Source organism: Citrobacter sp. ANG330 (assembly GCF_047467925.1).
GTDB lineage: Bacteria > Pseudomonadota > Gammaproteobacteria > Enterobacterales > Enterobacteriaceae > Citrobacter_A > Citrobacter_A amalonaticus_G.
In genome coordinates, this window is record NZ_JASJUI010000005.1 from 291,512 (window position 1) to 314,902 (window position 23,391).

16 protein-coding genes and 1 tRNA gene are annotated in these 23,391 nt (G+C 53.3%); 2 read left to right on the plus strand and 15 right to left on the minus strand.

Features of this window, described 5'->3' with window-relative positions; genetic code table 11:
- Nucleotides 1–63 precede the first annotated feature (63 nt).
- Complete coding sequence (locus tag QNN88_RS14110; RefSeq protein WP_414240769.1) at nt 64–2,199, minus strand: ornithine decarboxylase; 2,136 nt, start codon at nt 2,197–2,199, stop codon at nt 64–66.
- Between the two features lie 427 nt (nt 2,200–2,626).
- Here QNN88_RS14110 and QNN88_RS14115 point away from each other — a divergent pair, with 427 nt between their 5' ends.
- Together QNN88_RS14115 and QNN88_RS14120 are read left to right on the plus strand one after the other, a co-directional pair.
- Nucleotides 2,627–3,334: a DUF554 domain-containing protein gene (locus QNN88_RS14115; protein ID WP_414240770.1), complete on the plus strand. Its 708-nt coding sequence runs from the start codon at nt 2,627–2,629 to the stop codon at nt 3,332–3,334.
- Between the two features lie 105 nt (nt 3,335–3,439).
- A tRNA-Phe gene (locus QNN88_RS14120) sits at nt 3,440–3,515 on the plus strand.
- A 1,199-nt stretch (nt 3,516–4,714) separates the two neighbouring features.
- Here QNN88_RS14120 and QNN88_RS14125 read toward each other — a convergent pair.
- The 14 genes from QNN88_RS14125 to tssF form a co-directional block, all read right to left on the minus strand.
- On the minus strand, nt 4,715–5,194 hold the full coding sequence (locus QNN88_RS14125) for an Hcp family type VI secretion system effector (protein ID WP_414240771.1): 480 nt from the start codon (nt 5,192–5,194) through the stop codon (nt 4,715–4,717).
- A gap of 23 nt (nt 5,195–5,217) precedes the next feature.
- Nucleotides 5,218–6,552, minus strand: a complete 1,335-nt coding sequence (locus QNN88_RS14130; RefSeq protein WP_414240772.1) for a VasL domain-containing protein — start codon at nt 6,550–6,552, stop codon at nt 5,218–5,220.
- Between the two features lies 1 nt (nt 6,553).
- Nucleotides 6,554–7,078: a DUF1240 domain-containing protein gene (locus tag QNN88_RS14135; protein WP_414240773.1), complete on the minus strand. Its 525-nt coding sequence runs from the start codon at nt 7,076–7,078 to the stop codon at nt 6,554–6,556.
- A 9-nt stretch (nt 7,079–7,087) separates the two neighbouring features.
- Nucleotides 7,088–7,993 carry a hypothetical protein gene (locus tag QNN88_RS14140; RefSeq protein WP_414240774.1) on the minus strand — a complete coding sequence of 302 codons (906 nt, stop codon included), beginning with the start codon at nt 7,991–7,993 and terminating at the stop codon, nt 7,088–7,090.
- Between the two features lie 142 nt (nt 7,994–8,135).
- Nucleotides 8,136–11,597: a type VI secretion system membrane subunit TssM gene (gene tssM, locus QNN88_RS14145; RefSeq protein ID WP_414240798.1), complete on the minus strand. Its 3,462-nt coding sequence runs from the start codon at nt 11,595–11,597 to the stop codon at nt 8,136–8,138.
- Nucleotides 11,598–11,672: 75 nt separating this feature from the next.
- Entirely contained in the window at nt 11,673–13,100 is a 1,428-nt protein-coding gene (gene tssA / locus QNN88_RS14150; protein WP_414240775.1) for a type VI secretion system protein TssA, read from the minus strand.
- Nucleotides 13,101–13,104: 4 nt separating this feature from the next.
- On the minus strand, nt 13,105–13,854 hold the full coding sequence (gene vasI, locus QNN88_RS14155) for a type VI secretion system-associated protein VasI (RefSeq protein WP_414240776.1): 750 nt from the start codon (nt 13,852–13,854) through the stop codon (nt 13,105–13,107).
- Nucleotides 13,851–16,541, minus strand: a complete 2,691-nt coding sequence (tssH, locus tag QNN88_RS14160; RefSeq protein WP_414240777.1) for a type VI secretion system ATPase TssH — start codon at nt 16,539–16,541, stop codon at nt 13,851–13,853. Before tssH ends, vasI begins: the two co-directional genes overlap by 4 nt.
- Before the next feature lie 11 nt (nt 16,542–16,552).
- Nucleotides 16,553–17,371, minus strand: coding sequence for a type IVB secretion system protein IcmH/DotU (icmH, locus tag QNN88_RS14165; RefSeq protein WP_414240778.1), 819 nt, complete (start codon nt 17,369–17,371; stop codon nt 16,553–16,555).
- 4 nt (nt 17,372–17,375) lie between these two features.
- On the minus strand, nt 17,376–18,719 hold the full coding sequence (tssK, locus tag QNN88_RS14170) for a type VI secretion system baseplate subunit TssK (protein WP_414240779.1): 1,344 nt from the start codon (nt 18,717–18,719) through the stop codon (nt 17,376–17,378).
- Between the two features lie 2 nt (nt 18,720–18,721).
- Nucleotides 18,722–19,228, minus strand: coding sequence for a type VI secretion system lipoprotein TssJ (gene tssJ / locus QNN88_RS14175; RefSeq protein WP_414240799.1), 507 nt, complete (start codon nt 19,226–19,228; stop codon nt 18,722–18,724).
- 23 nt (nt 19,229–19,251) lie between these two features.
- On the minus strand, nt 19,252–20,538 hold the full coding sequence (gene tagH / locus QNN88_RS14180; RefSeq protein ID WP_414240780.1) for a type VI secretion system-associated FHA domain protein TagH: 1,287 nt from the start codon (nt 20,536–20,538) through the stop codon (nt 19,252–19,254).
- Between the two features lie 16 nt (nt 20,539–20,554).
- A complete protein-coding gene (tssG, locus tag QNN88_RS14185; RefSeq protein ID WP_414240781.1) occupies nt 20,555–21,598 on the minus strand; it encodes a type VI secretion system baseplate subunit TssG in 1,044 nt (347 codons plus the stop codon).
- On the minus strand, nt 21,565–23,388 hold the full coding sequence (tssF, locus tag QNN88_RS14190) for a type VI secretion system baseplate subunit TssF (protein WP_414240782.1): 1,824 nt from the start codon (nt 23,386–23,388) through the stop codon (nt 21,565–21,567). Before tssF ends, tssG begins: the two co-directional genes overlap by 34 nt.
- Nucleotides 23,389–23,391 lie beyond the last annotated feature (3 nt).

Here is a 23,391-nt window from a genome sequence, read left to right on the forward strand (position 1 = left end):
ATCCGGCCTACGCTGAACTGCAGGCCGGATAAGCGCGAGCGCTATCCGGCTACGCTTCTTCGATTACTTCAACACGTACCCGTACAGCCGCTTAATTCCGTCAGCATCGGTTTCACTGTAAACGCCCTGCAACTCCGGCGAGAACCCAGGCAGCATATTCACCCCCTCTTCCAGCGCCAGGAAATAACGCTGCACCGCACCGCCCCAGATTTCTCCCGGCACCACGCACAGCACACCTGGAGGATACGGCAGCGCCCCTTCCGCCGCGATACGGCCCCCGGCATCACGAATGCGCACCAGTTCAACATCACCACGAATAAAGGCGCTATGAGCATCCTGCGGGTTCATCGCCACCGTCGGGAAGCTCTCCTGACGGAACATCGCTTTTTGCAGATCCTTCACGTCAAAGCTGACGTACAGATCGTGCATCTCCTGACACAGTTCGCGCAGGGTGTAGTCGCGATAGCGCACCGGATATTTATTAAAGATAGTCGGAAGCACCTGCGCAAGCGGCGTGTCGTCTTCGATATGCTGTTCAAACTGAGCCAGCATCGCCGTTAAATGCGCCATTTTTTCCGGACTCTCGGCGGGCGTCAGCAGGAACAGAATCGAGTTGAGATCGCACTTCTCCGGCACAATACCGTTTTCACGCAGGTAGTGGGCCAGAATGGTAGCCGGAATACCAAAATCGGTATAACGCCCGGTCTGCGCATCAATACCCGGCGTGGTAAGTAGCAGCTTGCACGGATCGACAAAATACTGATCGTCGGCATACCCTTCGAAGCCGTGCCATTTCGCGCCCGGCGCAAAGCTGAAGAAACGCCGCTCGCGGGCAATCACCTCAGTGGGATACGACTGCCACGCCTTCCCCTCCACAACAGGCGGAATAAACGGCGCAAGCAGCTTACAATGGGTCAGGATAGCCTTACGCGCCTCAATCCCCAGCGTCACGCACTCTGCCCACAGACGTCGACCACTCTCCCCTTCGTGGATTTTGGCATTAACGTCCAGCGCGGCAAACAGCGGGTAGAACGGACTGGTTGAAGCGTGCAGCATGAACGCATTGTTCAGCCGCTTATGCGGACAGAAACGCGCCTGACCACGAATGTGATTATCTTTCTTGTGGATCTGCGAGGTCTGTGAGAACCCGGCCTGCTGTTTATGCACTGACTGGGTGACGAAAATACCCGGGTCGTTTTCATTGAGCTCCAGCAGCAGCGGCGAACCGTCGGCCATCATCGGAATAAACTGCTCATACCCAACCCAGGCAGAATCAAACAAAATGTAGTCACAAAGATGACCGATTTTGTCGATCACCTGACGGGCGTTGTAAATCGTGCCGTCGTAAGTTCCTAACTGGATGATTGCCAGCCTGAAGGGGCGCGGCAACTCTGCCTTTTCTGCTGCTACATCGCGGATCTGTTCGCGCAGATACGCTTCATCAAAGCAGTGTTCATCGATCCCGCCGATAAAACCAAACGGATTCCGGGCCGCCTCCAGATAGACCGGCGTGGCTCCCGCCTGAATCAGCGCACCATGATGATTCGACTTGTGGTTGTTGCGATCGAACAGCACCAGATCGCCCCGCGTCAGCAGCGCATTGGTGACCACTTTATTCGCCGCCGACGTACCGTTCAGGACGAAATAGGTTTTATCGGCGTGGAAAACTTTGGCGGCAAACTTTTGCGCATGTTTGGCCGAACCTTCGTGAATCAGCAAATCACCCAGTTTCACGTCAGCATTGCACATGTCGGCACGAAAAACATTCTCACCAAAGAAGTCATAGAAATGACGTCCGGCGGGATGTTTTTTAAAGAATGCGCCGTGCTGATGTCCCGGGCAGGCGAACGTGCTGTTTTTCATATCCACATACTGCGTCAGCGTGTCGTAAAACGGCGGCAGAAGATCTTCTTCGTACAGGCAGGCAGCGGATTCCAGCTCCAGCCACTCCTGCGCATTTCCGCTAATGAGCGCCGTCGCGCCTGTGGGCAGATCCATTTTCTCTTCAGTGAAAATAAAGACCGGCAGATGAAAACCCGTACGTTTGAGCAACGCAAGAATGCCGCTACGGCTATCGGCAACGGTCATTACGACGGCAGCGACATCGGTAAAGTCGGTACTGTCCAGCGCCACCACGCCGCGATGAGTAGATAAACGAGAAACCAGTTCACTACTGGCGGCAATGTTCATTGATTTCATAAGCGCAAAAACCCGTTTCGGGAGAATAAGAGTCCCGGACAAGGCTCATTGCCCTGCCCCACGAGATGTTCAGGTCAAACTGGTCACCAGCTCCGACCGCCAGACATCAGTAAAAGCAGACCGCTTCTGATTTTACTGTTGTCCTGCAGTGAGCATACGTTGCCCTCACCGCATGGTGAGAAAGAGGGAAGGAATAACGAGAATGGGCAGCCATCGCGCTAAGCGGCGATGCGAAAGGCGATGTGAAGGTGAAACGTTCATCCCATGCGGCCCCAAACAGACTGGAGAAAATTCGCGCAATCATGGCACCTTTGACCAGGAGGGGCAAGATTTAATTCTTATGCACACTTGTTGCGGTTAAACAACACTGGAAATGAGAACCAGGTCATAATAATGCAATCTGAAAACATAATGAGTGGGAGCAAACGTGGTAATCGGACCTTTTATTAACGCCAGCGCCGTTTTGGTGGGTGGCGTTATCGGCGCCCTTCTTAGCCAACGTTTACCGGAACGGATTCGTGTCTCAATGACCTCTATTTTTGGTCTTGCATCACTTGGCATTGGTATCTTATTGGTGGTCAAATGCGCCAATCTTCCCGTCATGGTGCTGGCGACGCTGGTTGGCGCGTTAATTGGTGAATTCTGTTATCTGGAAAAAGGGATCAATAATGCGGTCGCCAAAGCGCAAACTCTCTTTATGAGGCCAGGTAAAAAGCAACCTCATGAGTCGTTTATCCAGAACTACGTCGCCATCATCGTGTTGTTCTGCGCCAGCGGGACGGGGATTTTTGGGGCGATGCGCGAAGGGATGACCGGCGATCCGAGCATCCTGATTGCTAAATCCTTCCTCGATTTCTTTACCGCCATGATCTTCGCCTGTTCGCTCGGGATAGCCGTTTCGGCTATCTCTGCTCCGATGCTGCTCATCCAGCTTTCGCTGGCGACCTGCGCGGCGCTGATATTGCCACTCACCACCCCCGCGATGATGGCCGATTTCAGTTCGGTCGGGGGATTATTGCTGGTTGCCACCGGTTTACGCATCTGCGGAATCAAAATGTTTGCCGTGGTCAATATGCTCCCCGCGCTACTGCTGGCGATGCCGCTTTCTGCCGCCTGGACCGCGTACTTCGCCTGAGAATGCGTGCAATAACAGCAAAGTGGTGATAGATTGTGCAGTCTTCGTCGATTTGAAGAAATTTCGTTGACGAAACGAGGCGGATCGGTTTTAATGCGCCCCGTTGCCCGGATAGCTCAGTCGGTAGAGCAGGGGATTGAAAATCCCCGTGTCCTTGGTTCGATTCCGAGTCCGGGCACCACTTATTCAGAGAACCCGCCCAAAAGGCGGGTTTTTGCTTTTGGTGAACCGGACTCCTCATCGAACTCCGTTCGATTATTCGCCGCAAGCGGCTCACCCCTTCGGGGTCAGCGCGACAAGCGCGCTGCTCAACGCCTGCGGCGTTAGTCCGAGTCCGGGCACCACTTATTCAGAGAACCCGCCCAAAAGGCGGGTTTTTGCTTTTGGAGAACCGGACTCCTCATCGAACTCCGTTCGATTATTCGCCGCAAGCGGCTCACCCCTTCGGGGTCAGCGCGACAAGCGCGCTGCTCAACGCCTGCGGCGTTAGTCCGAGTCCGGGCACCACTTATTCAGAGAACCCGCCCAAAAGGCGGGTTTTTGCTTTTGGAGAACCGGACTCCTCATCGAACTCCGTTCGATTATTCGCCGCAAGCGGCTCACCCCTTCGGGGTCAGCGCGACAAGCGCGCTGCTCAACGCCTGCGGCGTTAGTCCGAGTCCGGGCACCACTTATTCAGAGAACCCGCCCAAAAGGCGGGTTTTTGCTTTTGGTGAACCGGACTCCTCATCGAACTCCGTTCGATTATTCGCCGCAAGCGGCTCACCCCTTCGGGGTCAGCGCGACAAGCGCGCTGCTCAACGCCTGCGGCGTTAGTCCGAGTCCGGGCACCACTTATTCAGAGAACCCGCCCAAAAGGCGGGTTTTTGCTTTTGGTGAACCGGACTCCTCATCGAACTCCGTTCGATTATTCGCCGCAAGCGGCTCACCCCTTCGGGGTCAGCGCGACAAGCGCGCTGCTCAACGCCTGCGGCGTTAGTCCGAGTCCGGGCACCACTATTCAGAGAACCCGCCCAAAAGGCGGGTTTTTGCTTTTAGGCCTACGGTAGATTCCTGGTCGTCGCAACACATCATCGATTTGCTGGATTTCTCGCCATTTTTGTAGATGCTTCATCTTTTTAAAGGCATCGATACCCTTTAACAGGCTTTCTGTTAATTTTCACCATAGTCTGTCCACATTCAGTTTAGGATCATCGCATTTCTAATTATTCTTGATAATTCAACGCTAAGGGAATATCTGATTTAGCTGTAAAAAGAAGCTATCAGTATTATATGAGTAAATAACACCAATATACTTAGTCAAAAATATCCCCCTCACTAACTGGGCATTTTAATTGTGGCCAGTGGCCTAAGTATTTTTAAAAAGCAGATCGATTCACGCTAAAAAAGTCGCTCTTCCCACAGGCTGTAGGCGCTGGTTCCGGCAATACAGTGTTCCTGAGTGATACTTTCATAGGTCAGCGACACCGACTCTTCCGGTTGCCCCTGGCTGTTATTAATCGTATGTGGTACAGCATGCTTAATGTTGGCGATGCGGGCGTTAATCAGCTTCACCTTATAATAGAGCTCGTTAATGCCAAAACGGTTGGTACGATAATACTCAAAATCACAGGTCAAACATTCGTTTTCACTGATAGCTTTAGTCAGCAACGGAGAACATTTATCCACCGGCTTCTGGATCACCAGCGTCTGATGATTCACATTCTGTGCGCGGGTTAGCCCGTGGGATAAACCTAACACCATAATCTGATCCGTATGCGCAATCTGTGCCTTATTGCCAATGGAAGCCTGGGAAGAGCAGCCTGCTGAGATCAGTCCCTGAAGGTCGCCGTTCAGTGTCAAATAAACCGGATTTGCCATGATAAACTCCTTTTATTTCGTCGCTATTTTTCGGGTTTAGTTTTCTTTTCCGGCATTTCGCCGTTTTTCAGTAGCAGCCAGCGGCTTAACACGCCGTCCAGCCGTTCATTAATCTGTTTTTCCAGGGCCTCAGCATTTTGTCCCTGCATGCGGGCGTCCTGGTACTGCGTCAGCAACGACTCCAAAGGTGTCTCCTGACCCAAGCCCCGCTCCGCCTGCCAGATGACATTTTTTATATAGGAAAGTGTCAGCCCCTCTTTCTCGCGCTGCATCACCAGGTCAGCAAAGGCGTGTAAATCCTGGCGGGTCTGCAACCAGCCCCTTAGCTGCGGACTGTTCTGCGCACGGTTTTTCAGAATATCGTTCCACTGTGCTGTTGCCTGCTGCTGTTTCTGATTCTCCGGCCAGCGACTGTCCGCGGTTCGCATCATCTCCATTCCAGTTTCCAGCAGTTGCAGCGGCGACGTTTCGGGAAGTTGTTCCAGGCGTTCGCCATAACTGTCCAGTTCCGGGGAGACCAACCAGATGCTGGCCGCTCCCTGGGCGGTGTCACGAACTTGCGCGAGCTGACGTTGCAGGGGATGTACCAGCCACCACCAGAGTGAGATCGAAATAACAGCAGTACAGGCGACACCGGTTACGAAGCCTTTCAGCAAACTGCCTGTCTTTGTCTTATCAGCGTTATCCAACATACCACGCACAATCACCCGCATTTCTGGCAACTCGGGGAGTGGCGGCATGAACTCTGTCGGAGTGGAAAGAGTACTTTCTGGCGCATAGACCAGCGTTCTGACCATCGGCTGAGAGGAAGTATCAATGCTACTTCTGGGAAGCGGCTCAAGCCGCTTTCGTGTATTTTGAACAAAATATAATAGGTTATCTACACGTGGCTGACGCTTCAGCTCCACCTGCTGGAGTTTGTCACTGATCATCTGTAAAGCACGTTCAGTGCGATGCAGCAGCGGCAGGTCGTTTTCCGCAAAAGATATCTGCTGGCGCAGGATATTCCCGGTACGGGTATTGAACCAGTCCAGCATCTCTGTCCGTGCAGGACCGCCCTGCGGCCAGAATGTATCCCATTCATGAGTAATCATCGCCGCCAGCAATTCAGTTCCTTCGCAGAAACCCACCAGCCCCTGCGTTCGGGTGCGTGCCAGCGTGTAGTATGTCGCGGTGTGTAGATCCACTCCGTTGGTTTTGAAAATAGCCAGCGCCAACGATTCCACCAATCTCCAGTTCAACTCCGGTTGCGACGGATGGCTGGCCTTATTGATTTCCTCGCGAATCGCGATGAATTCCGGCAGGTTACGCGGGTCTACCCCCGTAGTAATGGTCTGAGTATAATCAGATGAATTCATTTTATTTCTTATCCACTGATGTTACAGGTGCTGAGGTATTATCAGACTTATCATCCTCAGGGTGATATTCAAATTGTTCACACATTTTGAGATCTTTCACATAGTGAGCGCCTGAAAGGGGGCCTCTCTGGCCACAAGAATAGTACTCCCCCAAAGGAAAAAAAGAAATATACAAGGATAGAGGGAGAGTAAGGACAAAAGCGATAATAATATACCCGAAGATAACCTTTGAGAGTTTACCCCATAATTTCGCGAGGCGAAAAGTAAAAGGGAGGAACAAAAATAAAAACACCAATACATCAAAGTACCCCATAACAGGGAGATATAACAATGCGAGCACGTCCCTCCAACTGTAGTAGACGGTATCCGCACCTGCAATAATATATATTATTGCAGTACCAGAAACATCGGCAAAAAAAATCAACGCACCAGTTAGTACCGCAATGGAAAATAAACATAAAAGAATAAATTTCATTTTTTCTTTTAATGTCATTTTTCTCGCTGCTATTTCCGGTAATTTTTGCATAAAATTTCCTTACCAGCGTGCATTCATCAGGCCAAATGTAAAGTGATCGGTATGTTCAAAATTCCACCTATTGATGTCCTCCTGGGCCTTCATCTCCTCTCGGATAACTGCAATCAACTTGTCAGATAAATGATATTTACTGTCCAGATGATCCAACGCAAGAGTAATTAAGAAACCTATAGCCACAATCAGCACTATCCCCGCCACAACAGGAAATACAAGACCAGCAGAAGCAGCAACTGTAGAGAAAAGCCCACCGGCCATAACCAGAATTTTCGTCACAAAAATCGTAACAATAATTTTTGCAACATCCATCGAAATATTACCAATAAAGGCCGCCACATCATGGTCTGATTTAAAAATGAGTTCTACCGTGTGCCAGGCAAGTGAAAACCAGACATAAAACTTCGCACCTTCGATGATACCGCTATTAATGCCTGCTTTGCCAATCCCCAGCTCCAGCACCCGGGGATTGTTAATTTTATAGCGAGTCCCCTGAAGAATACGCCGCAGCGACGCATAGCCGGTAATTTTAACGTACACCTGTCCACCATGCTTGTACTGAATAGCTTTAATCCCGAGTCCCTTTAACCGGTAAATGATTTTATCCGCCTCAGCATAACTTATCAGTTTGCTGATATTCTTCCCCCCGGTCGCAGCATCTTTGATATTTCCTGCGTAAGTAGTGGCAAGCTTCACCGGACCACTGCTACACAAATCATCCACTACACCCTGAGCCTCTTCCAGTGTCAGTAACATAATATGCTGCGTATTCTTCTCAAACGCCTCTGCCAGTCCCAGTGTGTCAAGAATATAGGGATGCTGCGGAATTAACTGATTGACAGGGACATTACCGCGCAGTGTGTCACCGAGATAATCAGCCCATGACGGATTCTGGTCACTGAATTTAGACATTCCTGCCCCCATAAATTCTGGATATGAAAGGTGCTGGCAAACGTCGGGGCGTTTTTTGCCCCTGCCGTTGCAACCTGTACATCCACCAGTTGAAATACATCATCATCACGTCCTGTATCTTCAGCATCCGACAATTACCTCCTCAGTACAGCGTATCCGGCAGCCGGAACTGGCTGAACAGCCCGCCGCTAAACGGGTTGTCTTCGATGTCGGCGTGTATACGGTAAACCATTGCCCCACCGTCTACGTTAAACCGTATACAGAACGTACCGTCTTCCACACTGGTTAACTGGCCTGCACCAAACAGACGGAACTGTGCCCACGGCCCGTTGAAACTGATGCTGCGCGGCGCGCCGCCGCTGGTACCCACCAGCGTCAACTTACTTTCATTGCCTTCGCGCATATTATTCGGCCAGACCAGATGCGCGGTGTAGTTACGTCCCTGGCTGTAATCCACTAACTGACCGTCGAGGTTCAACACGCTTCGGCGTTTGTTGCCGGAAAGCGAAACGGTTTCTACCGCAAACTGCGTTCCCAGACCATTCTGTTTACTGAAGAAGATGTCGCGGATTTTCTGTGCGGTATCCAGTTGCCGGATGACATCCTCACGGATAATTACACCGTCGTCCCCATCACGGCTCAGGTCATTTTCAATAAACAGTTTCAGGTTTTGCTGCCAGAAAGTATCCAGCACGCCGTCCGGTTTAAAGAAGCGCTCAAATGCATCCAGGGACGCATCCTGCGAAGAACGAGGATTAAATGGATAACTATTTGCCAGCTGTTCGTTAAACGGTTTTACCACGTTGTCGCGCCAGTCAATTTCCATATAGTGAACCGCTTCCACCATCACCACATGCCAGGCCTGATCTGCCAGTTTTCCCACCCAGCGATTAAGCGGCGCAGGCAAAGTTTTCGCCATCTGCCGGGTCGCAAAAATGGGGTCGCTGCTGTTCTGATCAAGGCGTAACTGGACGGCTTTCAGCGCCGATTTACCCGGTACCGGTGCGTTCTGGATAGCCAGCAGATAGCGGTGCAATTCCGTTAGCTGCTGATACACCGCTTGCAGGGTATTTTCTTTATTATTCTGCACCGCCAGCGTGCTGTTTTCAGGCGCAAACTCATGACCGAGACGGGTCAGCAGACGATAATCCGGTTCTCCTAATGCTTCCGCGCGTTCTTTATCAGATAACTTTTCGGAAAGAACGGCAGGCTGTGTATTATCCCGCAGCGCCGTCAACGCTCGTTGTAGAGGCTGGTCGCCGCTGATAATCTGCTCCAGCGCGGCGGTCAGTTGCGCGATGGATTCATAGTCGCGTACGTTAAGGTTATCCATCCCCGACCGCCATGTGGCGGTGTAGTCACTAATATACTGTTCGGTCAACTGGCGCTGGATTTCAGCACGGTCTGCGTCGCTGTATTTAACACTGTGGATAATATTCAGTACCCAGGAATCCATTGCCGTCAGCTCCACCAGCTCATCACGCTGCTTCACAAAATAACTCTGGAGCCCATAGCGGGTAAGAAACTGCGGGACAATCAGCTTGTTGTCATCTGAGGAAACAAATACCTGATCGAAGGTTGGGCCAACCTGATCGCGCAGGTTCAGATCGGCGGGCAGGACTCCCAACGCCCGGGTTTTAAGGCTCTGGTAGACGCGCTGGTAAACCGGCAGTTTGCTTAACTCTTTTTGTGCTGACACCACCGGCTTGTCATACGGTGCCCAACGACCAATCGCGTCCCCATCACCCGCAGCACGTTCAGCATGCCAGTCGGTATGTTTCAGCGCATAGTCGAGATGAGACATGAGTTGCACCTGGATATCGCGCTGGCCGTGGAACTTATCACTCCAGCGCTTCGCCATGAATTGCTTCACTACGTCATTATTACGTCCGCTTTTGTCCTCCAGCATTCTCATCACTCGCAGCACGGCGAGCTTTTCTTCACTCTCCGGTGGGGCAGCATCCATTTCTTTCACCAGACCGTTGAACAAGGCGGGTAGATAACGCTGCTCCAGGAGTTGCAGATAGGTTTGTTCCACATACGGCCCGACTCGCCGTCCCTGATACAACCCCATATCTGCCAGTCGACTGCGATCGTCCCAGTCGCCGTAGGCCAGCGTCGCATCGCGTACCGGATTGAGTAATGGCAATTGCAAATCACCGTACTCATCCATCCCCTGGGGTGGTCTGATTGCCATAAAGGCCTGAGCTTGTTTCAGTACCTGAATACCGGAGGCGTAGTTAACATCGTAATAATGGTGCCAGCCAATAACGAGCAGCAGCGCCAACGCCCCACCAACGGCAGAAAAGACCGTAAGGCGTCTACGGCTGCTTACCAGCCAGGCGCGGCTTTCGCCAGCCAGATTCGGCTCCGACAGAAGCACCTGGGGAAACAGATTACGGGTAAAGTAAGGTACCGTATCCACCAGTGGCCAGGCGCTCAGCGGGTTACTACCGAGCCGGTACTGCCGGGCGGCAGACTGCGTAAAGATGTCATCCATCTGACCGCGTTGCAGTGATGACGTCAGATACACGCCACGCAGCATCACGTCCATATTTTCACCGTCCAGAAGACCATCAAGCAGAGTCACCAATGATTCCCTGGTTCCCTGCATCTGGCGGACAAAACTGAACAGTGAACTGCGCATATGGCTCTGCGCCAACATCAGATCGGGCATGGACTGGTTCATCCGCTCGCACCAGTCCTGCCAGAAAGCGTCCAGTTCGGTACGCCAGTCTTCACTTTCATGAGCCCTGAGGGTAAACGTAACCCCCAGGACGGTATCGCGATCTTTTTTGTTCAGCGACTGAAACAGGGCTGCAAAACCGTACAACAAGTCCAGCCGGGTCAGCACCACGTAAACCGGTAACTGGCAGTGAAGACACTGACGAATGTCCTGCAAACGGCTACGCAGCGTCTGCAACAGATGCTCGCGGCGGCGTTTGTCAGCCGTCAACAGGTCGGGTAAATCGAGGGTGAGAATGATCCCGTTCAGCGGCTGGCGTGCGCGTTTTTCCACCAGCCAACCCAGAAGATGTTCCCATAAGCGGCGGTGCAGAATATCCGCATCAGTTTGTTCACAGAGCGCGCCGTCGATATCAAAAATCACCGCCTGTTTGCCGACATGTGGCGTCAGATACACGCGTTGCTCTGCACCGCGTAACGCTTCCGGTGTATAAATAATGTCGGACGGGAAACCTTCCCGTAACAGGGTGGTTTTGCCGCTCCCGGCAGGACCGATAACCATATACCACGGCAATTGCCACAGGTAACGGCGGTTGTCGAGATGGCGCTGTAAACGCAGCAGCCATCTGTCGAGATAGCGCTGTTGAATATTTAACTCCACACTGAGCGGATCCTGCGCTTCCTCGCGTTGCAGCTTTTGCTGTTTCTCAAGCTGCTGCAGACGCTTCATCACCCGGACAGTCAGCCACCCCAGGGCTACAATCCCCCACGCCGCTGTCGCCAGCCAGCGGTTTGCCAGCGGTCTGAGCCAATGTTCGTCATACAATGACCATGACGGGCCTTTCCACCAGATCCATACCAGCAGAAAGATCCATGCCAGCACTAATAGCCATAACGCGGAGACCTTAAATCCTGGCATCGCCGGTCGCAAAACAGATTTCATTCCGCTGAAGAGTCGGGGGGTCGGTAATCTCACAAAAACTCCTGTTGTTTCTTACTGTTCTGCCGTGAACTTCTGCTTAAGCTGTTTGAATAGTGAGGGTTCCCAGTCTGCCACCACCATTCGCAAGCCTTCTTCGGACAACATCCGGTACTGTTGCTGCGCAAGTTTTACCATTCCGGCCTCTTCCATTAGCTGAGCGCCCTGGTACTGGCGGTAGAACCGATCGCGGGGTTCGCCTTCTGGCAATGTCTCCAGATACTGCAGTGCGGCCTCCAGCCCTTGTTCAGTGAAACATGCCCTGGCAGCTTGCATTTCCTCTGTGGATTGCAGTATTGGTGCGGCCTGACTGGGGGATGATGATGAAGTCAGCCACCGTTTTGTCTGCTCGCTGATAAAAGGTGTGCGGTCGTTAAACAGCAGATCGGCAAGCGCCGGAAGGCGCGCAAGAAAAAAGTCTACTTCCTCACGAATGGCCTCTTCTGCCTGCCAGTTCCCGAGACGCTGTGCTATCTGTGCGGAAAGGTAATGCCCGTCCAGCCAGTACGGAGCCAGCAGCAGGCTCTGCTCCACCTGTTGCCACAGCGCCAGATCCACGCTGGTTAACCGGGACTGATACTCTGCAGCCATGTCAGCAGAAACCGCCGCCAGCGGGGTGCGACCATCACTCTCAGCCGGAGGCGGGCTGGTAATGGTTTGCCAAAGCGCATGGCGGCGCAGACGGTAGCCCAGCGGCGAGTCAGGTTTGCGTTCGCAAAGGATAGCGGCGACCTTCAGCAACGTGTCGCGCCAGGCAGTATCGTCGTGACTGTCTATAATCACCTGCGGAGCCGGCACAGCAGGCACGGTGGTGATAGTGTGCGGGACGTCGCGTGCGGGTATGGCGATATCCTGCGGTACGCTGTCAGACATTTCCTGAGAGGAAGATAACGCAGGATCGGTATCATGGAATGCGCGCTGAAAGAGTGCGAACAGATCATCCGTCGCCAGTGCCAGTTCCGGAGCATCCTGCATCCGCCAGCTTTGCGCCAGTGTCGCCAGTTCACCCAACACCGCGTCGCGCTGTGCTGTGGTCGCTTTTCCTGCAAAACCGGGTATACCAGCGTCAAAACGTTTGATGACTTGCGCAGCAAACCGTTTTTTGTGCGACATACGCGGCGCAGCCACCGCCCAGTAATGCTCCACGTACAGCGCCAGCAGGCGCAGGGCCAGCAGAATGTTGCCTGCATGTTGCAGAGTGCGCAACAAATGTGCCAGCAGACGAAAATCTTTACTCTCTGAGGCCAGAAGCACCAGTCCCCGGCGCTGTATTTCCGCGATATCAAGCTGACCGTGCGCCAGTGAACCGAGTTTGACGATTTCTCCGTCAATATACTCCCACTCAGGAGAGTCGTCTTTCAGAGCGCCGCTCAGTTTTTCTTCCGGTAGTGTTTCCAGCAGATGCGAAATCCAGATATTCGGGTCACGCAGATCCATTGCCATTTTCTTATTCTCCCGCCCAATGACAAGCTTCACGCAGCGGGGCGATTGCCTGCGCCAGTCCATTGATATTAAAAGTGAGTTTTCCGGCTGTGCTCTCCGCACCGGTATCAATAGTCAGCGTCTTCGCGTCAAAAAGCTGTTTAATCTCGTCGATGCCGGATAATCCCCGGCTGGATTCCAGAAGCGTGCCGTTTTCGCGCACAAACCAGCGGCTGCGGAATGTTTTGTCATCGGCACTCAGGCTGACGGCGATATCATGTGTATCCATCGCTTTAATCAGCGCTACCTGCATTCGGGTGATATTGTCCACACAACTAAACATCAGCACCGGACGCGGAGGTACATGACCAATAGCCGGCGTGGTGATCACCACCATTGGGCGTTCGCCTGGCGTCTGCGTCACCAGCAGTTCCGTACTCCTATCCTGACGGCGTTTTTCCTGCTCTGTAGCGCGAGTCCAGGCTTCCCCCACAAAACTGGCTCTGACCAGCGCACCGTTAAACCCCTCCGGTGACAGTGGGGCAAGCAAATTGTCGTAACAGTCAAGACGCTCCAGGGCCGCTGATTCATGACGACAGGCCTGCATTGCCTGTAGCGTCGCCTGCACGTTCTCTGGCGTAGCCGCTGCAGTACCCTGCACAATGCCAGATGCAGAGGGTGTTTCTGCGGGTACGGGTACGGCTCCGGCAGACAGTCCTGTCAGCAGGCCGACCGCTATCAGCGAGAACTGGCGTGTAATGCGCATCCAGTTCATAAAGTGATGCCATCCGTTTCCTGCGACAACACGGGCTCATCGGTGGATGGAACATCCTGCACATCTGCCATGAATCTCCCTTCTGACACCGACAACTGGATGCTGGCAATGGGTGTGCCCGAGGCCATTTTTTGCAATAGCAGCAGGGAGAGTGGCGGCAGCATATCGCCGTCAATCACGGACTCCAGTATCCTCGCGCCATTTTCAGCACGGGTCACGCGGCTCATGATTTCGTCTGTGACTTCCGGTTCAATAATGACATCCGCACTAAACCGGCTGCGCAGTACATTGTCCAGACGTGCAAGCTTTCCGGTGATAATGGTGGCAAGCGTCTCTTTTGATAACGGCAGGTATGGCACCACTTCCATCCTCGCCAGTAACGCCGGTTTGAAGAAATCTGCCAGCACCGGGTAGAGCGCCTCCTGCATGGTTTCCGGGTTGTCGGCATGTTCGACAATCACCTGGTAACCGAGGTTGGAGGTGAGGAAAAAGACAATATTTTTACAGTCAATCAACCGACCTTCGCCGTCTGCCATTTCACCCTTATCGAATGCCTGGTAGAACAGGTTGAGCACATCCGGATGGGCTTTTTCCACTTCGTCCAGCAGCACCACAGAATACGGTTTCTGGCGGATGGCTTCGGTTAGTACACCACCTTCACCATAGCCGACGTAACCAGGAGGGGAGCCAATCAGCCGTGAGACCGTATGTTTTTCCTGAAACTCCGACATATTGATGGTCGTCAGATATTGGCGACCACCGTAAAGCAGTTCAGCCAGCTGCAACACGGTTTCGGTTTTACCCACGCCGCTGGGTCCAGCCAGCAGAAATGCGCCGAGTGGGCGTCCCGGACGGCGCAAATCAGCGCGTGCGGTGAGAAGATGTTTATGCAGGTGCTTAATGGCCAGTTCCTGACCTTTTATTGTTTCGCCCAACCACAGCGGCAGATCGGTGATAACAGACATTTCATTTTGTGACAGGCGATTAAGCGGCACGCCGGTCCATTCGGCAATCACGGAGGCGATCTGTTTTTTATCAACGTGTGGGGAAACCAGTAACTGCGCGTTATGCAGATCGTCAAGTTCGGCGGTCAGTTGGGCCAGACGTTCTGCGAGAGATAGCGTTTCCGCTCCATCAGCCTTATCAGTGACGGATGCATTGCCATCTGTTTCCAGCGTGGCCAATAATTGCTGGCGCAGCGCGATAATAGCCTGCACCCGCGTCTGCTGTTGACGCCAGGCCTCTTCCAGCGCCTTCAACTCATTCTGTGCATTATCATGTTGAGCATGAACCTCATCCAGCCGGGCGGTATCAGTATGTAATCCAATACGAATTTCCCGCTCAAGCTGGTGGATTTCCGCTTCGTACTGATGGCATTGGGTGGTCAGGGCAGATATTTTCTTTGGCGGCGATGAGAGGTTAATCGCCACACGAGCGCAGGCGGTATCCAGCACATCGATAGCTTTGTCAGGTAACTGACGTCCGGAAAGGTAGCGCTCGCTTAAATTGGCTGCCGCCTGTAAGGCTTCATCATCGATCAGCACGCCGTGAGACTGCTCATACACCGCCGACAGGCCGCGCAGGATAATAGTCGCTTCTGCCGCCGTAGGTTCACTGACTTTCACAAGCTGGAAACGGCGGGAGAGAGCAGCATCTTTCTCAAAATATTTTTTGTACTCGCTCCAGGTGGTCGCGGCGATCGTTTTCAGTTCGCCACGCGCCAGCACCGGTTTGAGCAGGTTAGAGATATCAAGCCCCCCCTGCTGGTTGCCCGCGCCAATCAGGGTATGCGCTTCATCAATAAATAATATGACGGGTGTTGGCGAGGAAATCACTTCCGCCATCAGCCCCTTAAAGCGCTTCTCAAACTCGCCTTTCACTGATGCTCCGGCCTGCAATGCGCCGAGATCCAGCGTCATAATGTCGGTGTTTTTCAGCTTGTCCGGTACCTGGCCTGCGACAATACGCAACGCCAACCCTTCAATCAGCGCACTTTTACCGACACCGGCCTCGCCCACAACCACCGGGTTGTTCTTGCGCCGACGGCAGAGAATGTCGATCATCAGATCAATTTCATGGTCGCGGCATAGCACCGGATCGAGCCGACCATGACGGGCATCCTCTGTCATATTCTTCGCGTAGCGCGCAAGTAAACTGTCCCCCGTCTCTGCCGCCATGCTGACCGCCTGCCCATCCGGGCTCTGTATCGCCGTTTCCGCCGACTCCCGCGTCCACTGCGCAAAATCCTGTTGCAGGCGATCGCGATTAATACCGGTCAGCAAGCGGGCGGCGACAGGCGGCACATAGCGCAAAGGGGAATGCAGCAAAGCCAGAAGCAGTACGCCACCGCGCAGTTCACTGTGCTGCATCTCGGCTGATGCCAGCAGCCAACCTTCTTTTAACCACTCAACCAGCATCGGCGAAAAGGCCGGGTAGCTCTCCACCGTTCGCGACGTCGCGTAATTTTCCACCGTCAGCGCCCGGCGAAGTTCACTCGCGTCAATTTCCGCCTGTTCAGCTATCACTCTTATGTCACTGCGTACCATCGCCAGCATCTGCAACAGCACATGTGCCACAGTAATTTCCGTTGCCTGCTGACTCATACATTCAGCCGCGGCGGCCTCCAGTGCCTGTCGGGAAAACGCATTCAGATGCTTCACAAGAGAGGCCAGATTAATCTGGATCATATAGTGTGTCCTTACCTGGCAAGCAGCCGGTTCAGTTGATGCAGAATATCCTGCGTCTGACTGTCCAGTCGCAGCATGTAGAACAGGTAAAACAGTGCCAGCACGACAACACCGCCAACGAAAACATGTTTAATGGTCAGCCGTTTGATTAACTGATAACGCCCACCCTGTGTTTTCTTATCCTGATGCAGCAGCGGAAACGGTGCATCGCCGCGTAGGGTATGAAGGACGTGGTGCAGACGGCGGTAGATCCGATCAAATTCCTCGTGATCCTGGACGGCCACTTTGTAGCGACCGCGAAATCCCAGCGAAAAGCAGAGAAATAAAAACTCAAGCAGATCCTGATAGCGCTTCGGTTCACGTATAAGGCGTTCGAGCAGAATAAAAATCTTCTCTCCCCCCCACGCTTCATTGTGAAAATGAACCAGCAGCGACTGCTTGATCCATTCATTTTTGTTTGACCAGCCGTTACCCAGCGCGGCTTCATCAATAAAGGTGCAAAGAACGTAGCGAAACGAGACAATCACCCCCGGTTCGTAGCCCTGCTCCTGAAGCAATTGCTCCACAGCCTGAACGTCCGTCACGACCTGTGCAAAAAGGTGTTCCGGCATGCTCTGACTGTTCATTCCGTCCACGCGCATCACCATCCCCAGCAGTGGCGTAGCGGCGTCAATCATCGGGTTGAGACTGTTTCCACGCAGGGGAAGTCGATACTGGCGGCTGGAAATGTCTTCACCCACATCGTGTACCACGGCACTCTTCTTATCCTGTGTATTCCCTGTAGTCTGGCGGTCATTCATTGCATCCGACGGGAGGAACTGCTCGCTCATGTTCTCAGCTCCTTATCGCCCACAGCTGGATCCCCAAATCCGGAAAAGTACCGGAGATGTGCAGCGCCAGCGCTCCGGCTTTCACCACGTCCTGCCAGGCGGCAGCGCCTTTATCCAGCTCGAAATAAACAAAACCGTCGTGATAGGGTAACTGGCGTGGGGCTGCAGTACGTGGCGTCAGTGGAACGCCCGGCACCTGTACGCTGACCATGTCGCGGATTTTGTTGGTAGCCGCGATTTTTGACTGCTGGGTAAACTGATGAATAAGCTGGCTGTGCGGCATCCGCGCGCGGACCGCCAGAATGAAAGTTCCAGAGCGTAACAGAGTAGAATCATTGACTGTGGCGACATAAAACCCGTCAGAGAAGATGAGCGGCAGATTCTGAGCGCGTGGCATCAACACGGTATTGAGCGCCCGGCGCAGTTCCGGGATCACTGTATTAAATGAATGCGTCAGATCGCGGTGATTGTAAACTTCCACCGAACAGGGCAGCCGGCTGTCTTCTGTAAAGGTCATCAGCTCACCCAATAGCCGGACAAGATCCAGATAAAACGCTTCCGGATGCAGGGTATGCAGGTGTGAGCGGTGGGTGAAATGCATCTGATTGCGATTAAGCATCTGCAGCATCATAAACTCAGCCACATCCGCGATACCGCTTTGCTCGGGGGAACCAATACGTTTTGCCAGTTCGCTGGCGCGGTTGCTGATAAGCCCCTGCACATCGCCGGCAAACCCGCTCAGTTCCGGGCTAACGCGGATAGCCTGGCAGGTCGGGATAAAGCTGTCATCCAACACCAGCGCACCATTGGCCTGCTGGCTGAGAATACGGCATAGCGGCAACGTGACCATCGCACTGAGATCATCCGCGCCACTGACGATTTTCGGCGCCAGTTGCCCCAGAACAATTTGTTGCACATCGCCATCATCGGAGTGTAAATCACGGACATCGGCGCGGGCCAGACGGTAACGTTCCGTTCCCTGCCCGGCACTTTGGCGACCTTCAATTTCACAGGTGATGTCACTGATAACGGGCAATGCCAGATAGATATCCTGGCTTCCGGATCGGGAAAGATCGCGCGGTTGATACGGTTCGGGGAGCTGATCCTGCTCCGGAATGTTGAACACTGTACCGTCCGGCATACAACCCGCCGCATTGTTCAGCATGAGCTTTCCCTGAGCAAGCAGCTCGGTATTGATCGACAGCGAGGTGAATCCCCAGGCAAAATCGGCCTGTGCACTGACACGCTGATTCAGCAAATATTCCTGATTGCGCTGCTGTTGCTGGAAGTGCTGCGGCAGGGCAAACAATCCCTCCTGCCAGATCACCTTGTTTTTCATGTTCGCCATCGTCAGTCGTCCTCTTTTTTCATTTCAATACTTCCCTGTCGTACATGTACCAGCAGGCGGTAGCTGTGGCCGGAGCCTTCTACCGGTTCGATTTGTTTCCACTCGGTAGCCTGGTCATCGGAGAAGTAAGCCACAACACCAATAAACTGCGTCTTTTCATCCATCTTCACTGACGGCAGTGTTTTTAGGGTGTCCGGCAACAGGTTAAAATCCTGGTGGTCGATATAGTTCTTGCCCAACACATCAGGCAACGGCGTACTGGCAACCGTGTCATAATCAGCAGCCTGTAATTTTGAGTCATCGCTCATATAAATCAGTTGTACGTCGACTGCCGCAGCCTCACCATCCGCATTGGTATTGGTGTCAGGCTCGGTCAACAGCGTGACTATCACTTCTGAGGGTTGCTCCGCAGGCTTTCCAACCTGAATGTCCGGATTCTTAATCACCTGGCCGAGCTTTTTCACCGTTTCGCAGCCTGTCAGGGTGAGACTGAAAAGCACCATCACCATCCAGGTACGGAAAAAGCGTCCTGTCATGCTTCCGGCTCCCGCTGTTTTTCGCGTAATACCCGGTCATACACCTGGGCATAAACTTCATTAAACAGCATCTCAAAACCCTGCTGACGATCGGACGCCAGCTCGTCGTAATAGTGGCTGTACATCTGCCAGGCCCCGGCATCGTCCAGTGGCTGGCGCAGTTCATGGCTGCGGCGATACTGAACAAAACGACGCATCAGGCTCTGTGGTGAGAAGGCATCCAGCAATACGTGCAGCGATTCGACAATCGCTGCACGATTTGCTTCTTCATGGTGTCGGACATTGCGCAGACTCTCGCCAACTGCGGCAGGCGCCGCCAGATGCACCGGGCTTTTACCCTCCGCAAACATCACATCGAGGGCGGCGGTGTAATCCATGTTCAGGCGTAACGGGTTATCCTCCAGCGGGCGCAAATGTTTATCGGAAAGACTGTTGCGACGCTGTTGCAGATCAAGTAATCCCCTGATAGCCGCCTGCAACGTCCGTCCCGCCTCCTCAAGAAAATCATCCGCATCCTGTGAGTTACGTACAGAAAGGGTACTGCCCAGACCACGTAACAGCGGGGTGACGGCGAGATGAAGCTGGGCTGTATCCACCGGGGAGGCGGCATCGCCATGGCGGGTCTGGGGATCGGGATAGACTGGCGGCAGATCCATAAACGGTTTGTCGATCGCCCCATCCCTTTCGGGCGCAGAAGATCGGACTGGCACAATCCCGGGAAGCGCATCGCCCACCACCGTCAGGCTTTCCGCCTGGAGAGCCTGGAGCGGATCGGCTGAAAAGCTGTTGACGACAGTATCAGCAAGCTGGTGTATCCGGGGCATTCCCGGATATGCAGGCTGACCGTCTGTCGTCAGCAGCGCGTCCGACAGGTGGTCACGGTTGGTAACAATGGTTTCAGGCGCCGCCATCTGCTCACCGTAACTGACCAGCTTTCCTTCATGGATAAATACCTTCAGTGCCAGCGCCCCCAGAACGATTTCATCCCCCTGCCTCAGACGTACCAGTCCTGCTCCCGTAGACACAGGAGCAAGGTTAATCATGAGCCCAGACACCAGGCTGCGCAGACAAAATGCGCCGTCATGTTGCACCACCTGGCAGGCACGCTCGGCCACAGACCCCGCCCGGTCCTGTAACGGCCAGTGGCACGCAGATGCATTGCCAATAACCCCGCCGTCAGCAGTAAACAAACATTTTGCAGCGCGTCCGCTCTCCAGCTCATTGCCGTTCATCACCTGTAATGTCAGTGACAGTGCGCGCGACTGCGTTTTTTCCTCAGTCATATGCGGTTCCATAAAATTAATCCCTGATGTGGAGAGTGACGGATGGCGGTGCCTTCGGCTGACCGATAAACGCCGTGCGGCCGATACAGGATCGGGAGCGGTCGCCCAGTCGCATTCCCTTCGCCTGCTCCGGTGCAAGCGAGAGCTGGAGATCCCATGCAAATTGATCGCGCAGCAAAAAGGAAACAAACATGATCAGTGCCTGATGGTTTTCACCTTCCGGTAAAAATGAGAGGTAGCGGGCCATTGTGAGATTGCCGATCCGCAGCAGAAATTTTCCGCTGCGATCCGGCACTCTGGCACCGAGGGTAAAATTAACGCCAATCACCGAGCGCCCCGGCACATACCCGGCAGTTTTACGTTTGGGATTGCGCACGCCCAGCCGGTTCTGCTGTGCGGGCTCCACCGCCACCTTACGCAACTGCCAGTTTTCAATGCTGACATCCGCCAAATCAAAGCAATGGCTGATCAGGTTGCTCACCACGTCCGGCGAGCGACCGGGAGTGGCCAGGATCCCGGCATAAGCCAGCATCTTGCTGTGGTTGATCGCGAGCCTGTCACGCACGCTCGGGTTCCCCAACCCGACCAGCGCGTACATCCGTTGTGAAAACGAATCTGTTCCTCCGTTACGAAAACAGATGTAATAGCGGTACTTACGCCAGGCATGGTAAGCAAACTGCGTCCAACGATGGCTGAACAGGTCGAGGAATGCCTTCAGTCCCTCTTCATTCTGTGCGGATTCGCGCGCCATCCGGTCCAGATAGTAGCCAGGCAACGGCGATTGACTGCCGGAAAACCCAAGAAATTTTGTGGTCAGGGTAAACTGACTGGAGTCTCTGCGCTCAAGCGTGCTCAGGTCACTGCCCGGAAAGGCAATACTGGCGTCCGATTTAAACAACACCACTTCCTGTTCGGGTTCGGTACGCAGCGAGGGCTCACGGTCCGCGCCGCCATACTGGCGGTACAGCGATTCCATGAGGACAAAAAAATTCGTCCCGCGCACATCCGGGAGAGACGACATTTCCCCTACATCAGGGCGTGCTGGCCGGTGTGTTGCCATTCCCAGGACTCCTGACTTTCCGTGTTAATGATTCTGAGGCAGTGAAATGAGTTAATGCTGGCGTATAACGCAAAAAAGCATGACAGCACGGTACCCAACAGATAGATCTCACCTTCACAGATAAAGGGGGCGGGGCTAATCCAAAGTGTGGTGGACAGGCCCCGAACCGGTACGCCTTTAAACAGGCGGTCAACCGGACGGGATTCCATTTTTTCGATGGCATCCAGCTTTTGAGAAGAAAGCCTGGCTTGCTGTGGATGATGAACACCTGGCAAATCAAATGTGCGCAGCACCTGGATCAATGCCTCTCTGTCCAGCAACGAAAGGTAATTCAGGTTCATGCAGGAGATCAGCGACCAATGCATATCACCATCCGTCACCGGATACAGCGGACGGGTTGGACGCGTGACGTTGCTGAAAGAAGCCACCGCCGGATTTTTATTTACAGGAACGCAAATATCGCCGCTATGCAGCGAGGCGGGCAACATCCGGTTGGTACACACCAGCGAGGCGGTAAAAACTTCGCCATTCAGTCGGGAACAGTCAGGCTGGCTGCCATCAGCGTGCACAAAGGCAATAGAATGATCCAGACCGTGGTGAAACAGTGAGGTTTTAGTACGGTGGTGCCAGTAAACGACTTCACGCTGCCGACTGTATTCAATCTGATGCTGGAACCCTTCGAATTCGGGCCAAAGACGAAACGTTTTACCCTGACTTGCTGTTGGTAGCTTACTGGACACAGATTTTACCCGAAAGATGTCATAACATTCCGGGCTTTGCTGGCTAGCGCACAACGGATACTGAGACACACTTCCATCTGGCCTGATGGGTTCAGAATGGTATGTAAACAGGTTTACCGCAGGCGTGCAGTAAGGGCGGAGTGAATTCTTTCGCAGTTTGATGTCCACAGGAAGGGGCAGATTGAAACGCAGACGCAATGTAAAAGCATTAACAGGAAAATGCACTGGAAGCGGTATGGCATCCCGCAGGTGAAAGAAGAAAAAGCTTTCCGGGTAGCAGAAATACTCCTGAAGCACACGGTAACCACTATGGACGTTTTTTGGCCATGGTAGTAGTGCATCCTCCCGTTCAAAACCGGCCGACTTCAGCCACATTTCCGGCAATGACACGCAATACTCCTCGGCAACAAGTTCCGCATCCATCAATCGCTCACTGAACCACAGATAGAGCTGATAGCGAGTATAATCATCCTCATTCCCCAGCCAGAAAGTGAGCTTATTCAGATCCAGTTCGCCGGGAGAGACATTTCCTTCCGTAAAAAAATCAATCTCAATTATGCCCTCTTTAAGAGTACTGGCGTTACGGACATCCCGGACAGAAAGAGGTTGCAACCAAACATCACGCGCCAGGGTAAAATGGCAGACGGGCTGTGTAACTTTATTATCTTCATCTTTCAGCGCACCATTGGTAGAAAGCTGGGTACTGCTCCCCGTTAACGTTTTTATCAGTTCATCGCGGCAGACCAGAACAGGCGATTTCAGCTCCTTACCGGGCTGATATTCAATTACCGACATGGCTGGAATCGGACGCAAATAATTGGGCCACAGCATATTAATCAGGCTGTGCGTAAACTCCGGGAACTCATCCTCAAGTTTCTGCCGCAAGCCACCGGAAAGGAAGGCAAATGCCTCCATCAGGCGTTCTACATCCGGATCACCCTCTTTCTCGGTCAGAAACCGGGCCAGATAAGGTTTTTCCTCCGCCAGCAGCTTGCCCAACTGGCGCAGATAATCCAGTTCTTCGCGGTAGAAACGTTCTTCAAAGGCCATCAG

What these genes read in the sequence shown, in the direction of transcription:
- tssF (WP_414240782.1), bottom strand. Translation starts at nt 23,388, where the DNA reads ATGGCCTTTGAAGAACGTTTCTACCGCGAAGAACTGGATTATCTGCGC.
- QNN88_RS14130 (WP_414240772.1), bottom strand. Translation starts at nt 6,552, where the DNA reads ATGAATTCATCTGATTATACTCAGACCATTACTACGGGGGTAGACCCG.
- QNN88_RS14140 (WP_414240774.1), bottom strand. Translation starts at nt 7,993, where the DNA reads ATGTCTAAATTCAGTGACCAGAATCCGTCATGGGCTGATTATCTCGGT.
- QNN88_RS14125 (WP_414240771.1), bottom strand. Translation starts at nt 5,194, where the DNA reads ATGGCAAATCCGGTTTATTTGACACTGAACGGCGACCTTCAGGGACTG.
- tssM (WP_414240798.1), bottom strand. Translation starts at nt 11,597, where the DNA reads ATGCCAGGATTTAAGGTCTCCGCGTTATGGCTATTAGTGCTGGCATGG.
- tagH (WP_414240780.1), bottom strand. Translation starts at nt 20,538, where the DNA reads ATGACTGAGGAAAAAACGCAGTCGCGCGCACTGTCACTGACATTACAG.
- tssA (WP_414240775.1), bottom strand. Translation starts at nt 13,100, where the DNA reads ATGGCAATGGATCTGCGTGACCCGAATATCTGGATTTCGCATCTGCTG.
- icmH (WP_414240778.1), bottom strand. Translation starts at nt 17,371, where the DNA reads ATGAGCGAGCAGTTCCTCCCGTCGGATGCAATGAATGACCGCCAGACT.
- tssH (WP_414240777.1), bottom strand. Translation starts at nt 16,541, where the DNA reads ATGATCCAGATTAATCTGGCCTCTCTTGTGAAGCATCTGAATGCGTTT.
- vasI (WP_414240776.1), bottom strand. Translation starts at nt 13,854, where the DNA reads ATGAACTGGATGCGCATTACACGCCAGTTCTCGCTGATAGCGGTCGGC.
- QNN88_RS14110 (WP_414240769.1), bottom strand. Translation starts at nt 2,199, where the DNA reads ATGAAATCAATGAACATTGCCGCCAGTAGTGAACTGGTTTCTCGTTTA.
- QNN88_RS14135 (WP_414240773.1), bottom strand. Translation starts at nt 7,078, where the DNA reads ATGCAAAAATTACCGGAAATAGCAGCGAGAAAAATGACATTAAAAGAA.
- tssJ (WP_414240799.1), bottom strand. Translation starts at nt 19,228, where the DNA reads ATGGTGATGGTGCTTTTCAGTCTCACCCTGACAGGCTGCGAAACGGTG.
- tssK (WP_414240779.1), bottom strand. Translation starts at nt 18,719, where the DNA reads ATGGCGAACATGAAAAACAAGGTGATCTGGCAGGAGGGATTGTTTGCC.
- tssG (WP_414240781.1), bottom strand. Translation starts at nt 21,598, where the DNA reads ATGGCAACACACCGGCCAGCACGCCCTGATGTAGGGGAAATGTCGTCT.